Source organism: Pantoea sp. JK (genome assembly GCF_026130245.1).
Taxonomy (GTDB): domain Bacteria; phylum Pseudomonadota; class Gammaproteobacteria; order Enterobacterales; family Enterobacteriaceae; genus Pantoea; species Pantoea trifolii.
Genome location: NZ_JAINFN010000003.1, coordinates 367756 through 379966, shown reverse-complemented (window position 1 = coordinate 379966; position 12211 = coordinate 367756). Strand labels below are relative to the sequence as shown.

Here is a 12211-nt window from a genome sequence, read left to right as displayed (position 1 = left end):
AATGTAATGCAAGTGGTAATCATTATCAACTAGCAGTAAGCTAAGATGTATCTTGGACCGCACATTTTGTTAACTTATATATCTAAAAGAGACAGGTTATGTCACAGAAACCAGCGATTACCATTCATTACTGCACACAATGTAACTGGCTGCTGCGTTCCGCCTGGATGGCGCAGGAGTTGCTGCATACGTTTGCCGAGGATTTAAGTGCGGTAACGCTACAACCGGGAACCGGCGGCGTATTTGAGATCACCATTGATGGTCAGGTGATTTGGGAGCGTAAGCAGGAAGGCGGATTTCCGGATGCGGCCGCGCTAAAGCAGCGCGTACGCGATGTTTGCTGGCCGGATCGCGCGTTGGGGCATGTGGATAAGAAGAAGAGTTGATTTTGGTTGGTGCGATTTTCTGGACGGTCGCCATGAATGGCGACCCTACGTTCGTAATGCTAACTTTTGGCGATTTTTTCCGCCGCTTCGTGCAGCGCGCTAATGACTATCTCCAGCGCCTCATCCGAAATATCTTCCTGCGCCAGACGATGATTCAAGGTGTGTTTGATCAGGTGAATCGCCTGCTCAACCTGCGGAATGCTGCGGTTATTCACCAGAATCGCCAGTGAGGTTAAGCGCTCGATAATCGCATCCACATTGTCACGATTCTCTGCCAGCAGCGCCACGCCGCTCTCATTCAGTGCATAGGCTTTGCGTGATGCCTGCGCATCGACCACGCGAATCGCATCCATCTCTTCGAGCAGCGTCAGGTTGGGATAAATAATGCCGGGACTCGGGGAATATTCCCCTTTGGAGAGCTCTTCAACCGATTTGATCAGCTCATAACCGTGCGCAGAACTGTTGGCCAGAAAGTGCAGCATTAACAGGCGGATATCGCTGGCATCCAGCATCCGCTCCCGACGCTTCTTACGTGCGCCTGCACAGACGGTACGCTGTGCGTGATCGGATTGCCATGGAAAATCCCGCTGCTGTTTCATTGCCTTCCTGAGCGCTAATTAAGGGAGGTTGATAGTAGTCTGCCACCTGGCAAAATTCAACACAGGCGGCAGCGCGCGCAGCATTACCGTTATTTCTGATGCCAATAAGCTACGGCGCGCACGAAATCGGTATTTGCACCGCGTCCCTGGGTGAAGTAATCGCTCAGCAATTTCACCGCTTCGCCCTCGCCGGTCAGCCAGATGAAGTATTCAGTGGCGGGCAGCGCAATCTGATCCAGCTGTGCCGTAATCGGTGCCAGGTTATCGGCCTGCATGTTGCCGCTTCCCAACCAGCTCACCTGCACATTTGGCAAATCACCGAGATAATCGCGGCCGGTGGCTTCATCGGCATAGGCCAGCAGGTGGATTTCCTGCGCCTGGATTTCGCTGTAACGACGTTTAAAGGCCGGCAAACCGGTCTCATCGCAGACGTAAATCTGGCAGGCATAATCCGTTGGTATCACCAACGAACCGCGTGGGCCGCCCATCGCAATTTGATCGCCCTCTTTGGCTTGGTTTGCCCAACTGCTGGCAACGCCGCCATCGTGGATGTAGAAATCGATGGTCAGAGAATCGACGCCGTTAAATTCCAGCGGCGTGTAATCACGCGCGGCAGGACGTACGCCATTCGGCCAAACGATGCCTTCGTCGGTGATCTGCGGCAGCGCCAGCTCAGCGCCGGCATGTTCCGGGAAGAACACTTTGATGTGATCGTCAAACGATGGCGAGTTGAAGCCGGCCAGATCGCTGCCGTTGAAAACAATGCGCCAGAATTCACCGGCAATCAGCGTTTTGCTGACCACGGTGATATGGCGGAAGCGCAGTTCATTGCGCACGCGGCGTGGCACGCGTTCGGAAGGGGTAGTTTGCACGTGGTGTCTCCCTAAAAGATAGTGAAAGTCATTCTCATCTGATGGGGAGAGAATAGTTATGATATATCTTCGATGCAATGCCGAAAAATGCTATCTGTGTGTTTGGTCGCCAGAATGGTACGCGCCATCGCAAAGGTCGCCATGAATGGCGACCCTACGGAAGGCATGTGCGAATGTAGGGGCGTCATTTATGACGACCTTCATAAAGGATGCAGCAGATGAGAGGTTTGTGGCGGAACGAGATTACGCCTGGTGATTGCCGCAGGTTACGAAACTGCCATCATCCTGGCTATGTTTCGGCAGTACATTATCGCCCAGAATTTCATGCTGCGCGCAATGGGGTTGATGCGGATGCAGACCGCCCGGCGGTGAAAAAGGCTCAGCCATCTGTGCACTTGCCAGCGAAGAAAACGCTACAAGCGCTGTCATGAGGAACAACGGTAGAAGTCGCATAATTTTTTTGTCTGTTCATTATAGCGGCCCGGAATGGACCAGAAATGCAGGTGATTATCCAGCCTGATGTGTGGCGGCTGGTGATTTACGCGGCCAATCAGGTTTCGATGGAGAATTTTACGCCGATTACCGCCTTGAGTTTATAAAATCGTGCGGTTTGTCACGGTTTACCGCACGAATTATGCATTACATATCCGCCACCGGAATATAGAAGGTGCCCTGCAACAGATCGGGCGTACTGTATTTCAGATCCAGCTTGAGCAAATCTTTGCCCGCACGGCGTGCTACGCCCAGCGCTGGCAAGTGGTTGTAGTAAATCTCCGCGGTGAACGCGTTGATCTCTTCCGGCGCGCCGTGCCAGTCAATCTCCGCATACAAACCACTTTCTCCGGTCCAGTTCTGCACATTGCGCGGCAGCACATCGGCGTACTGACTTTCCAGCGCCTGGAACAGGCTGATGTGCTGCTGATCGGCGGAATGTAGGCCCGGACTGAACTGGAAGCCCAGCCAGCCGCGATTCACGTGCTGACCCGCAAAAGCGATGAAATCACGCGTGTGCTGCGCCACCACATGGTTATGGTGAACGATGTATTCGCCGAAGCGGCATTCCCACTCAATCACTTCACCACACAGCTGAATTTCCGGCTTCTGCGCCAGACGCGCATTGACCCACTCGCGCTGCGTGGAGATGCGGCTGTGGAAATCCTTCATCAGCATCTCTGGAATGCGGCGATAGGCACCCGGCGTCATCGAGAAGTGACTTTTAAACACGCGGGTAAAATTCTGCTGATTATCAAAGCCAAAGCGCACCGCAATGTCGATCAGCGGCATGTTGGTCAAACGCAGCGCCATCGCCGCCATGGTCAGACGACGTTTGCGCGTGTAGGACGCCAGCGTTTGCCCGGTCATCTCTTTGAACATGCGCTGCATGTGCCATTTGGAGTAACCGGATTTCAGGGTAATCAGATCGATGTTGAGTTCGTCGGTCAGGTTCGCTTCTATCCAGTCCACCAGATCGTTGATGTACTGTTTTTTTACATTCAGGCTGAGCATGATTTTGAGAGTCGAATGAGGTGGTTAACGTCATGAATTTGCGTTATTCGTCACATAAATATAACAAAAACGTATTACTAACGTAAGGAAGAGTAAACGTACCGAAGCGGGAAAAGCATTAATTGCTTAGGTTACTAACGTTTTTTTGATCGCAGAAAAGAAAAAGGTCGCCATGAATGGCGACCCTACGGTGATATCAATGGGTTCTGTTAATGCGGGGACTCAATGCGAACGCATGCCCGCTGCCGTCATCATCATACGAAACAGTGATGCCACCACACCGAGTGCCAGCACGCTTGCGCCGTAAATGACTACCAGCCACATCACCTGCTTCCACCACGGAATCTTCGTTTCAGAGTGAGTTTTCATGTTGCTGACCTCGGTTTTCATCTCAATGGTATCCTTCGTCGGCTTTGATTTTTCCGCGGAACACGTAGTAACTCCAGAAGGTGTAACCCAGAATGACCGGAATAATCAGCAAGCCGCCCACCAGCATAAACGCCTGGCTGCTCGCCGGAGACGCCGCCTGCCAGATGGTGATGGACGGTGGAATGATGTTCGGCCAGATGCTGATGCCAAGGCCCGAGAAGCCAAGGAAAATCAGCGCCAGTGTCAGGATGAACGGCGAGTAATGCGCTTCACGCTTGATGGCGCGCACAATCCCCCACGAACAGAGCACCACCAGCACCGGAACCGGCAGGAACCAGAACAGGTTCGGACGCGAGAACCAGCGCTGGGCGATATCCGCATGCGTCAGCGGCGTCCAGATACTGATAATGCCCACCACCAGCAGCAGCGTCAGCGTCAGCGGTGTCGCCAGCGCAGACATCTTACGGTGCAGGTCGTGTTCGGTTTTCATGATCAGCCAGGTACAACCCAGTAGCGCATAAGCGATCACCAGACCAACGCCGCAGAACAGCGGGAACGGCGCTAACCAGCTCATCGCTGAACCCGCATATTCACGGCCAATCACCGGGAAACCATTCAGGATGGCGCCAACGGCCACGCCCTGGCTGAAGGTGGCCAGCAGTGAACCGGCAATGAACGACTTATCCCAGAACGGACGGTGTTCTACCGTGGCCTTGAAGCGGAACTCAAAGGCTACGCCGCGGAAGATCAGGCCAATCAGCATCGCCGTCAAAGGAATCGACAGCGCATCCAGCAGCACCGAATACGCCAGCGGGAACGCGCCGTACAGCGCCGCGCCGCCCAGTACCAGCCAGGTTTCGTTGCCATCCCAAACCGGGGCAACGGTGTTCACCATCATGTCGCGTTCGATGGGATCTTTGTTAAACGGCAGCAGCAAGCCAATGCCGAGATCGAAGCCATCCATCACGATGTACATCAAGGTGCCAAACACGATGATGGCAAACCAGATAATTGAAAAGTCGATCATCTTAGTGCTCCCCACTCTTTTCGCTATGGGTTTTGGCCGCCGACAACGGACGCGCTGGCGTGTGATGCTGACCCGGACCACCGTGATCAACCTCTTTACCTTCGCCGGTCACCGGACCCTCTTTGATCAGACGCATCATGTAGAGGTAACCGACACCAAACACCGACGAGTAGACCAGAATGAACGCCAGCAGGCTGATGCTCATATGCATATCGCCATGCGCGGAGACCGCATCAATGGTGCGCTGCACGCCATACACCACCCAAGGCTGACGTCCAATTTCGGTAGTAAACCAGCCGGCCAGAATGGCGATTAAACCCGATGGGCCCATCAGCAGCGTGAACCACAGGAACGGACGCGAGTGGTACAAACGGCCTTTGAAACGCAGCCACAGAGACACCACGCCGAGCGTAATCATCAGCAGGCCCAGCGCCACCATCACGCGGAATGACCAGAAGATGATGGTGGAATTCGGACGGTCCTCTTTCGGGAAGCTCTTCAACGCAGGAATCTGCTTGTCGAGGCTGTGCGTCAGAATCAGGCTGCCGAGGTACGGGATTTCCAGCGCGTACTTGGTGCGCTCTTGCTCCATATCCGGCACACCGAACAGAATCAGCGGCGTGGCTTCACCCGGCTTGTTTTCCCAGTGTCCTTCAATCGCCGCGATTTTCGCTGGCTGATGCTCAAGGGTGTTCAGGCCATGCGCATCACCGATCATTGCCTGAATCGGCGCGACGATCAGCGCCATCCACAGCGCCATCGAGAACATCTTACGAATCGCTGGATTGTCGTTACCGCGCAGCAAATGCCATGCGCCCGACGCGCCGACAAAGAAGGCGCTGGCGAGGAAGGCACCCACCGACATGTGGAACAAGCGATAAGGGAACGAAGGGTTAAAGATGATTTTCAGCCAATCTTCCGGCACCACGATGCCGTTCTGGATGATGTAGCCCTGCGGCGTATGCATCCAGCTGTTTGACGCCAGAATCCAGAAGGTGGAGAAGATGGTACCGAGCGCGACCATGCAGGTTGCAAAGAAGTGCAAGCCTGGACCGACGCGGTTCCAGCCAAACAGCATCACGCCAAGGAAGCCCGCTTCAAGGAAGAACGCAGTTAACACTTCATAGGTGAGCAGCGGGCCGGTAATACTGCCAGCAAACTGTGAGAAACCACTCCAGTTAGTACCGAACTGGTACGCCATCACCAATCCGGATACCACACCCATGCCGAAGTTAACGGCAAAAGCTTTCGACCAGAAATGGTAGAGATCGCGATAGGTCTCGTTACGGGTTTTCAGCCACATCCCTTCAAGCACCGCCAGGAAACTGGCGAGACCGATGGTGATGGCTGGAAAGATAATATGGAAGGAAACAGTAAATGCGAACTGAATCCTGGCCAGATGAAAGGCGTCTAATCCAAACATTGCTTACCTCATTGCCACAAATTACACCGAATTTTTACTTATAATTAACAAGCAGAGCGCAGCGGTTATTTCGCCGTGCTTAAAGAAATGTCGCGCCAATGTAAAAGGAAGTGGTGCGAACGAAAAGATACAGGGGAAGTCGGTAAAACTATAACAGTGTTTTTTGATTTCGATCATTGTTTTCAGCAGAAACTAATACTTTAAAATCACCACGTTAAGGTTAAACACCCTCACTCATTGTGACAATATTGTTATTGTTTTTCGCTTATTCTCGCTGTGCTCAGCTGGTAACCACTTCATTTATTTATTTTTTAGTGCAAAGCGAAAAGATGATATTTATGGCGTTTGACTGAAACATGTAAATATTTCCGGACAGCGCGAGGGGATCATAATTGTTAATTAAAAGATAATATTTTTATAATAAAAAGATATATTCCTGCTGATTAATTATGCCGTGATGTAAACGTGGTGACGTTAACCTGCTGCGGCATGGCATTTGCCAGCGGCGACAAGCTGTGCTTTTTTAGAGCAGTAATCAACCAGTTAAACAGCGAAGGAGAGGTTATGGCCCGTCTTACTGCACAGGATTTCCCTCAGGAACTGCTCGAGCTTTACGATTACTACGCCCATGGCAAAATCAGCAAACGCGAATTTATCTCGATGGCGGCGAAATTCACCGTTGCGGGTATGGCGGGCGCAACGTTATTGAGCGCCATGAGCCCCAATTATGCGCTGGCGCAGCAGGTGGAATTTACCGATCCGGCGATTAAACCGGAGTACATTCACTATCCGTCACCGCAAGGTCACGGCGAGGTGCGCGGCTATCTGGTGCGACCGGCCAATGCATCCGGTAAAGTGCCTGCGGTGGTGGTGGTACACGAGAATCGTGGCCTTAATCCCTATATCGAAGATGTGGCGCGCCGCGTAGCGAAAGCCGGCTACATCGCGCTAGCACCGGATGGATTGAGCTCGCTGGGCGGTTATCCGGGCAACGATGACGAAGGCAAAGTGATGCAGGCCAAAGTCGATCCCGCTAAGTTGATGAATGACTTCTTCGCCGCGATTGATTTCCTGATGCATCACGAGGAGGGCACCGGCAAAGTGGGCATTACTGGCTTTTGCTACGGCGGCGGCGTGGCCAATGCGGCAGCAGTCGCATTCCCTGATTTGGCCTGCGCAGTACCCTTTTATGGTCGTCAGCCTAAAGCGGAAGATGTGCCGCGCATCAAAGCGCCGCTGTTGCTGCACTACGCCGCGCTGGATAAAGGCATCAACGAAGGCTGGCCAGCTTATGAAGAGGCGCTGAAGGCCAATCACAAAATCTATGAAGGCTATGTTTATCCTGGCGTGAATCATGGTTTCCACAATTATTCGACGCCGCGTTATGACAAAGCCGCCGCCGAATTAGCGTGGAGCCGTACGCTGGGTTGGTTTGAGAAGTATTTACGCGCCTGATGCCGTTGTAGGGTCGCCATTGATGGCGACCTTCTCAATCCGCCTTCAAAATCCGATGAACATTGCTCTCCAGCCAATCCGCCAGCCCGGTCACCTGCCCTTCCACCTCGCGGCCTAAGGACGTCAAACGATACTCGACGTGCGGCGGCACCACTTCATAGGCGATGCGCTCAACAAAACCATCCTCTTCCATATAGCGCAGCGTCTGCGCCAGCATGCGTTCGCTAACACCGCCAATCTTGCGACGCAGCTCGCTAAAGCGCAGGGTTTCTTCGCGCAGCGCCAGCAAAATCAGTACGCTCCAGCGGCTGGTAATGCGTTTTAGCACTTCGCGCGACGGGCAGTTTACGTTAAGCAACTCACCGCGCGTAAATTTTTCACTCATCTTTTCAGACATTTAACTCATTCACCTCAAACTAACAAATCTGTAAGTACTTACTAAAAGTTAGTTTATCGCTTAGGCTGTTTTCATACCAGTTCAAAAGGAGAACAAGATGATTGCGATTACAGGTGCCACCGGTCAACTGGGCCGTTTGGTGATTGACGCGTTACTGAAAAAAGTGCCGGCTAGCGAAATCATTGCAGCGGTGCGTTCGCCGGAGAAAGCAGCCGATCTGCAAGCATTGGGCGTGACGCTGCGTGCGGCGGATTACGGCAAACCGGAAACGCTGCACAGCGCGTTTGCTGGCGTTGATAAACTGCTGCTGATCTCCTCCAGTGAAGTCGGCCAGCGTGAAGCGCAGCACAAGGCGGTGATCGAGGCGGCAAAAGCCGCCGGCGTCGGCTTTATCGCTTACACCAGCTTGCTGCATGCCGATACATCGCCGTTGGGATTAGGCGTTGAGCATCGTGCGACTGAAGCGCAGCTGAAAGCTTCCGGCATTCCGTTCGCGCTGCTGCGTAACGGCTGGTACACCGAAAACTACGCGGCGAGTATTGCGCCAGCGCTGGCGCATCATGCCTTTATTGGTGCGGTCGGTGAAGGTCGTATTGCTTCGGCGGCGCGCGCTGACTATGCGGCGGCGGCAGCCGAAGTGATCAGCCGTGACGATCAGGCTGGCAAAGTGTATGAACTGGCTGGCGATGACAGCTACACGCTGGCGCAGTTCAGCGCCGAGATTGCCAAACAGTCTGGCGAGCAAGTGGATTACATCAACCTGCCGCAGGCCGAATTTGCCGCAGCGCTGAAAGGTGCCGGTTTGCCGGATGGCTTGTCCGAGATGCTGGCAGATTCAGATGCCGGTGCTGAAAAAGGTGGATTGTTTGATGATAGCCATACGCTGAGCAAACTGATTGGTCGCCCAACCACGCCGTATGCGGAAGTGATTAAGGCGGCGTTGCAGAAGTAAGATGCGGCCTGATGCCCTCACCCCGGCCCTCTCCCACGGGAGAGGGAGACGCTGCCACATGTTAGCTCGATCGGTTCCCTCTCCCGCCTGCGGGAGAGGGTTAGGGTGAGGGAAATACAGCTCCGTCCCCGCTGCGTATGCCATCAATTGATCAAGCCATCCCGCGCTTTTTCGCGCAAATTTTAGCGATTTTCTTAAATACAGATAATTCTGCGTACCTATTTAAACATCCATCTTAAACGCCGCTTTCATTTCCTGAAATATAGTCCGTTGTAATCGCTGAAAAATCGTAAAAACATCGGATCCATCGACATGATTTATTACGTTCATAGATAAATCGCATTGTTGTTTCGCCCGTTCAGAGCTCTATAATTTGTTCTTTATGCATTCAAGAATTTACCAGGAGGCTGCTATTAATACTAACCAACAGCAATATAACGCTTTCGAGGATCGACGCGCTGATGCTGAACTGGAGTATCAATATAATCCTCATGAGTTCGTTCGCGAAGGTATGCAGGATTCGGAGCCGGAACCCGAGCTGATTGAAGGTCTGCCCGCGCCGGATGCGCTGACGCCTGCCGATCGCTACATGGAACTGTTTGAGCAGGTGCAAACATCGCACATATTTGCCGACAGCAAAACGTTCCCGGACTGCGCACCAAAATTCGATCCGCTGGATATTTTAATTCGCTTTCGTCGTCGTAAACGCGCAGCGGATTTTGATCTGGAAGCATTCGTGCACGAGCATTTTTATTCACCTCAGGTGAATGAGAGTTTTTATGTTTCCAATCCGGATAAAACTTTAACCGAACATATTGACGATCTGTGGCCGGTGTTAACCAAAATGCCGCAGCAACATTTAGCGCATTCATCGCTGCTGCCGTTGCCGAAACCGTATGTGGTACCCGGCGGCCGATTTGGAGAAACCTATTACTGGGACTCCTACTTCAGCATGCTCGGTCTGGCCGATGCGGGCCGCGACGACCTGCTGCGTCACATGGCGGATAACTTTGCCTGGCTGATTGATAACTACGGTCACGTGCCGAACGGCAACCGGACTTACTACCTCAGCCGCTCGCAGCCGCCGGTATTTGCGCTGATGGTTGAACTGTTTGAAGAAGATGGCATTCGCGGTGCGAAACGCTATCTCGATCAGTTGATGAAAGAGTACCAGTTCTGGATGGATGGCGCGGGCGAGTTGATGCCGCATCAGGCCTATCGCCACGTGGTGCGCATGCCTGATGGTTCGCTGCTCAACCGTTACTGGGACGATCGCGACACGCCGCGCGATGAGTCGTGGCTGGAAGATATTGAAACCGCGAAGAAATCAGGTCGTCCGGCGAATGAGGTTTACCGCGATCTGCGTGCCGGTGCCGCATCGGGTTGGGATTACTCTTCACGCTGGCTGCGCGATCCGCAGCGTCTGGCGAGTATCCGTACCACACAATTTATTCCTATCGATCTCAACGCGTTCCTCTACAAGCTGGAGCTGATGATTTCGACGTTGTCCCATGCCAAAGGCGAAGAATTGACGGCGCTGGCGTGGCAGAAAAAAGCCGATGCGCGTAAGCAGGCGATTCACCGCTATCTGTGGGATAACACCGCCGGTGTTTACCGCGATTACGACTGGCGCCGCGAGCGCTTTGGCGCCTTTACCGCTGCGGCGGTGGTGCCGCTGTTCCTTGGCCTCGCCTCACCCGAGCAGGCGCACTTGCAGGCCGTTGCGCTACGTCATCTGCTGTTGACGCAAGGCGGTTTGCTGACCTCGATGGTGGAAAGCGGTGAACAGTGGGATAAACCCAATGCCTGGGCACCGCTACAGTGGATGGCGGTTGTCGGTTTGAATCACTACGGTGAAGAGACGCTGGCGACAGAAATTGCCGTTAACTGGCTGAATACGGTAAACAATTTCTACTCACTGCATCATAAGTTGGTGGAGAAGTACGACATCAGCGGCGATCGCGCCCGTCCGGGTGGCGGTGGTGAATATCCGCTGCAGGACGGCTTCGGCTGGACCAACGGCGTGACGCGCAGATTGATGACCATGTATGGGCATTTGCTGGCGGATTAAGATCGGTGCGGCCTGATGCCCTCACCCTGGCCCTCTCCCACAGGGAGAGGGAAACGCTGCCATATGTAAGCTCTATCGGCCTGAGGAGAGGGAAACGCTGCCACATGTAAGCTCGATCTATTCCCTCTCCCGCCTGCGGGAGAGGGTTAGGGTGAGGGCAAAGCTACCCCGCCAACCCAAATCCCTGCTTACCGTTCTTCTTGATCTGATACATCGCCTCATCCGCCCGCATCAGCGCTTCATCGAAGCTGTCGCGTTCCTGCACCTGAGCAATGCCCATCGATGCGCCAATCTGTGCGTGACCGTTATCAATATCAAACGGTGTTAGCGCGGCATCCAGCACCGCCTGCAGCAGAATGCGTACTTTCGGGTAGTCGATCAGGAACGGCATCAGCAGTACAAACTCATCGCCGCCCAAACGACCAATCACCACGTTTGGCGGCAGCACATCGGTGATGCGCTGACTCAGCTGAATCAATACCTCATCCCCGCTGCGATGTCCCAGCGTGTCGTTGACGTGTTTGAAGTTATCGAGATCGATAAACGCCACGCATAGCGGCCCCAGCGCTTTCATCTTGCTGTACTGCGTGTGCAGCGCATGGCGGTTGGTCAGTCCGGTAAGCGGATCGTGATGCGCCAGCGATGAGAGCTGCGCTTCATACTGCTTCTCTTTGGTCATGTCGATGTGCGTGCCAGTGACTTTGATCGGATTGCCCGCTTCGTCCCATTCGGTGACGCGTCCGCGATCCAACACCCATTTGATGCTGTCGTCCTTGCCCAGCATACGGTGCAGCGCTTCGTAGTAAGGCGCGCGCCCTTCGATGTGATCGTAAAAGGCTTTCAGCACTTCGTCTGCGTCATCCGGATGCAAGCGATCGCGCCATACATCGAACTGGGCTTTGGTCTCTTTCGGCTGGAAACCCAGCATCGCGCCCCAGCGACGGTTAAAAATCACCAGTTTGCCGCTGGGAATATCCAATTGCCACAAACATAAACCGGTTCCATCCAGCGCTGCACTCAGCTTATTACGCGCGTCATGCGCTATACGCTTTAATCGCGCATTATGCTTTTTCAGGTTCTGAATCTGCTGACGCAGCGCTTCTTCTGACATGGTCGGCTGAAGGAGAGGAAATAAGCGCTATTTTGCCTGCCGG

Annotated in this window: 14 protein-coding genes; 5 read left to right on the top strand and 9 right to left on the bottom strand. The window is 53.6% G+C overall.

All coding sequences use genetic code 11. From position 1 onward, the window contains the following. The first annotated feature begins 98 nt into the window (after positions 1–98). Positions 99–386 carry a SelT/SelW/SelH family protein gene (locus PanJK_RS09345; protein WP_192412075.1) on the top strand — a complete coding sequence of 96 codons (288 nt, stop codon included), beginning with the start codon at positions 99–101 and terminating at the stop codon, positions 384–386. 59 nt (positions 387–445) lie between these two features. Here the strand turns inward: PanJK_RS09345 and PanJK_RS09340 are convergent, their stop codons facing one another. From PanJK_RS09340 to PanJK_RS09330, 3 genes are all read right to left on the bottom strand, one after another. Beyond that, on the bottom strand, positions 446–985 hold the full coding sequence (locus PanJK_RS09340; protein ID WP_256697352.1) for a PadR family transcriptional regulator: 540 nt from the start codon (positions 983–985) through the stop codon (positions 446–448). Between the two features lie 89 nt (positions 986–1074). Further along, positions 1075–1857: a siderophore-interacting protein gene (locus PanJK_RS09335; protein WP_265299164.1), complete on the bottom strand. Its 783-nt coding sequence runs from the start codon at positions 1855–1857 to the stop codon at positions 1075–1077. 243 nt (positions 1858–2100) lie between these two features. Beyond that, a complete protein-coding gene (locus PanJK_RS09330) occupies positions 2101–2244 on the bottom strand; it encodes a hypothetical protein (RefSeq protein WP_162129952.1) in 144 nt (47 codons plus the stop codon). Here PanJK_RS09330 and PanJK_RS23990 point away from each other — a divergent pair, their 5' ends adjacent. After that, on the top strand, positions 2245–2301 hold the full coding sequence (locus tag PanJK_RS23990; RefSeq protein WP_137386906.1) for an SEC-C metal-binding domain-containing protein: 57 nt from the start codon (positions 2245–2247) through the stop codon (positions 2299–2301). Between the two features lie 195 nt (positions 2302–2496). Here the strand turns inward: PanJK_RS23990 and PanJK_RS09325 are convergent, their stop codons facing one another. The 4 genes from PanJK_RS09325 to PanJK_RS09310 all read right to left on the bottom strand — a co-directional run bounded on the left by PanJK_RS09325 (position 2497) and on the right by PanJK_RS09310 (position 6182). Next, positions 2497–3363 carry a helix-turn-helix domain-containing protein gene (locus PanJK_RS09325; RefSeq protein ID WP_265299161.1) on the bottom strand — a complete coding sequence of 289 codons (867 nt, stop codon included), beginning with the start codon at positions 3361–3363 and terminating at the stop codon, positions 2497–2499. Positions 3364–3585: 222 nt separating this feature from the next. After that, entirely contained in the window at positions 3586–3753 is a 168-nt protein-coding gene (locus tag PanJK_RS09320; protein ID WP_101761885.1) for a DUF2474 domain-containing protein, read from the bottom strand. A 1-nt stretch (position 3754) separates the two neighbouring features. Then, positions 3755–4759: a cytochrome d ubiquinol oxidase subunit II gene (cydB, locus tag PanJK_RS09315; protein ID WP_256697355.1), complete on the bottom strand. Its 1005-nt coding sequence runs from the start codon at positions 4757–4759 to the stop codon at positions 3755–3757. 1 nt (position 4760) lies between these two features. Beyond that, positions 4761–6182, bottom strand: a complete 1422-nt coding sequence (locus tag PanJK_RS09310) for a cytochrome ubiquinol oxidase subunit I (RefSeq protein WP_256697356.1) — start codon at positions 6180–6182, stop codon at positions 4761–4763. Between the two features lie 564 nt (positions 6183–6746). Between PanJK_RS09310 and yghX the strand changes: the two genes are divergently transcribed. Beyond that, the gene (gene yghX / locus PanJK_RS09305) at positions 6747–7637 is read left to right on the top strand and encodes a YghX family hydrolase (RefSeq protein WP_265299158.1); all 891 of its coding nucleotides are present in this window, start codon (positions 6747–6749) and stop codon (positions 7635–7637) included. 34 nt (positions 7638–7671) lie between these two features. Here the strand turns inward: yghX and PanJK_RS09300 are convergent, their stop codons facing one another. Beyond that, complete coding sequence (locus tag PanJK_RS09300) at positions 7672–8034, bottom strand: winged helix-turn-helix transcriptional regulator (RefSeq protein ID WP_256697359.1); 363 nt, start codon at positions 8032–8034, stop codon at positions 7672–7674. Positions 8035–8131: 97 nt separating this feature from the next. On the opposite strand from PanJK_RS09300, the gene PanJK_RS09295 reads away from it, so the two are divergent. Beyond that, entirely contained in the window at positions 8132–8986 is an 855-nt protein-coding gene (locus PanJK_RS09295; RefSeq protein WP_265299155.1) for an SDR family oxidoreductase, read from the top strand. Between the two features lie 382 nt (positions 8987–9368). Further along, positions 9369–11057, top strand: coding sequence for an alpha,alpha-trehalase TreF (gene treF / locus PanJK_RS09290; protein ID WP_265299152.1), 1689 nt, complete (start codon positions 9369–9371; stop codon positions 11055–11057). A gap of 163 nt (positions 11058–11220) precedes the next feature. Here the strand turns inward: treF and PanJK_RS09285 are convergent, their stop codons facing one another. Continuing rightward, positions 11221–12168 (bottom strand): sensor domain-containing diguanylate cyclase, encoded by a 948-nt coding sequence (locus PanJK_RS09285; RefSeq protein ID WP_265299150.1) that lies wholly within the window; start codon positions 12166–12168, stop codon positions 11221–11223. Positions 12169–12211: the final 43 nt, after the last annotated feature.

What these genes read in the sequence shown, in the direction of transcription:
- PanJK_RS09345 (WP_192412075.1), top strand. Translation starts at nt 99, where the DNA reads ATGTCACAGAAACCAGCGATTACCATTCATTACTGCACACAATGTAAC.
- PanJK_RS09340 (WP_256697352.1), bottom strand. Translation starts at nt 985, where the DNA reads ATGAAACAGCAGCGGGATTTTCCATGGCAATCCGATCACGCACAGCGT.
- PanJK_RS09330 (WP_162129952.1), bottom strand. Translation starts at nt 2,244, where the DNA reads ATGGCTGAGCCTTTTTCACCGCCGGGCGGTCTGCATCCGCATCAACCC.
- PanJK_RS09325 (WP_265299161.1), bottom strand. Translation starts at nt 3,363, where the DNA reads ATGCTCAGCCTGAATGTAAAAAAACAGTACATCAACGATCTGGTGGAC.
- PanJK_RS09320 (WP_101761885.1), bottom strand. Translation starts at nt 3,753, where the DNA reads ATGAAAACCGAGGTCAGCAACATGAAAACTCACTCTGAAACGAAGATT.
- cydB (WP_256697355.1), bottom strand. Translation starts at nt 4,759, where the DNA reads ATGATCGACTTTTCAATTATCTGGTTTGCCATCATCGTGTTTGGCACC.
- PanJK_RS09310 (WP_256697356.1), bottom strand. Translation starts at nt 6,182, where the DNA reads ATGTTTGGATTAGACGCCTTTCATCTGGCCAGGATTCAGTTCGCATTT.
- yghX (WP_265299158.1), top strand. Translation starts at nt 6,747, where the DNA reads ATGGCCCGTCTTACTGCACAGGATTTCCCTCAGGAACTGCTCGAGCTT.
- PanJK_RS09300 (WP_256697359.1), bottom strand. Translation starts at nt 8,034, where the DNA reads ATGTCTGAAAAGATGAGTGAAAAATTTACGCGCGGTGAGTTGCTTAAC.
- PanJK_RS09295 (WP_265299155.1), top strand. Translation starts at nt 8,132, where the DNA reads ATGATTGCGATTACAGGTGCCACCGGTCAACTGGGCCGTTTGGTGATT.
- treF (WP_265299152.1), top strand. Translation starts at nt 9,369, where the DNA reads ATGCATTCAAGAATTTACCAGGAGGCTGCTATTAATACTAACCAACAG.
- PanJK_RS09285 (WP_265299150.1), bottom strand. Translation starts at nt 12,168, where the DNA reads ATGTCAGAAGAAGCGCTGCGTCAGCAGATTCAGAACCTGAAAAAGCAT.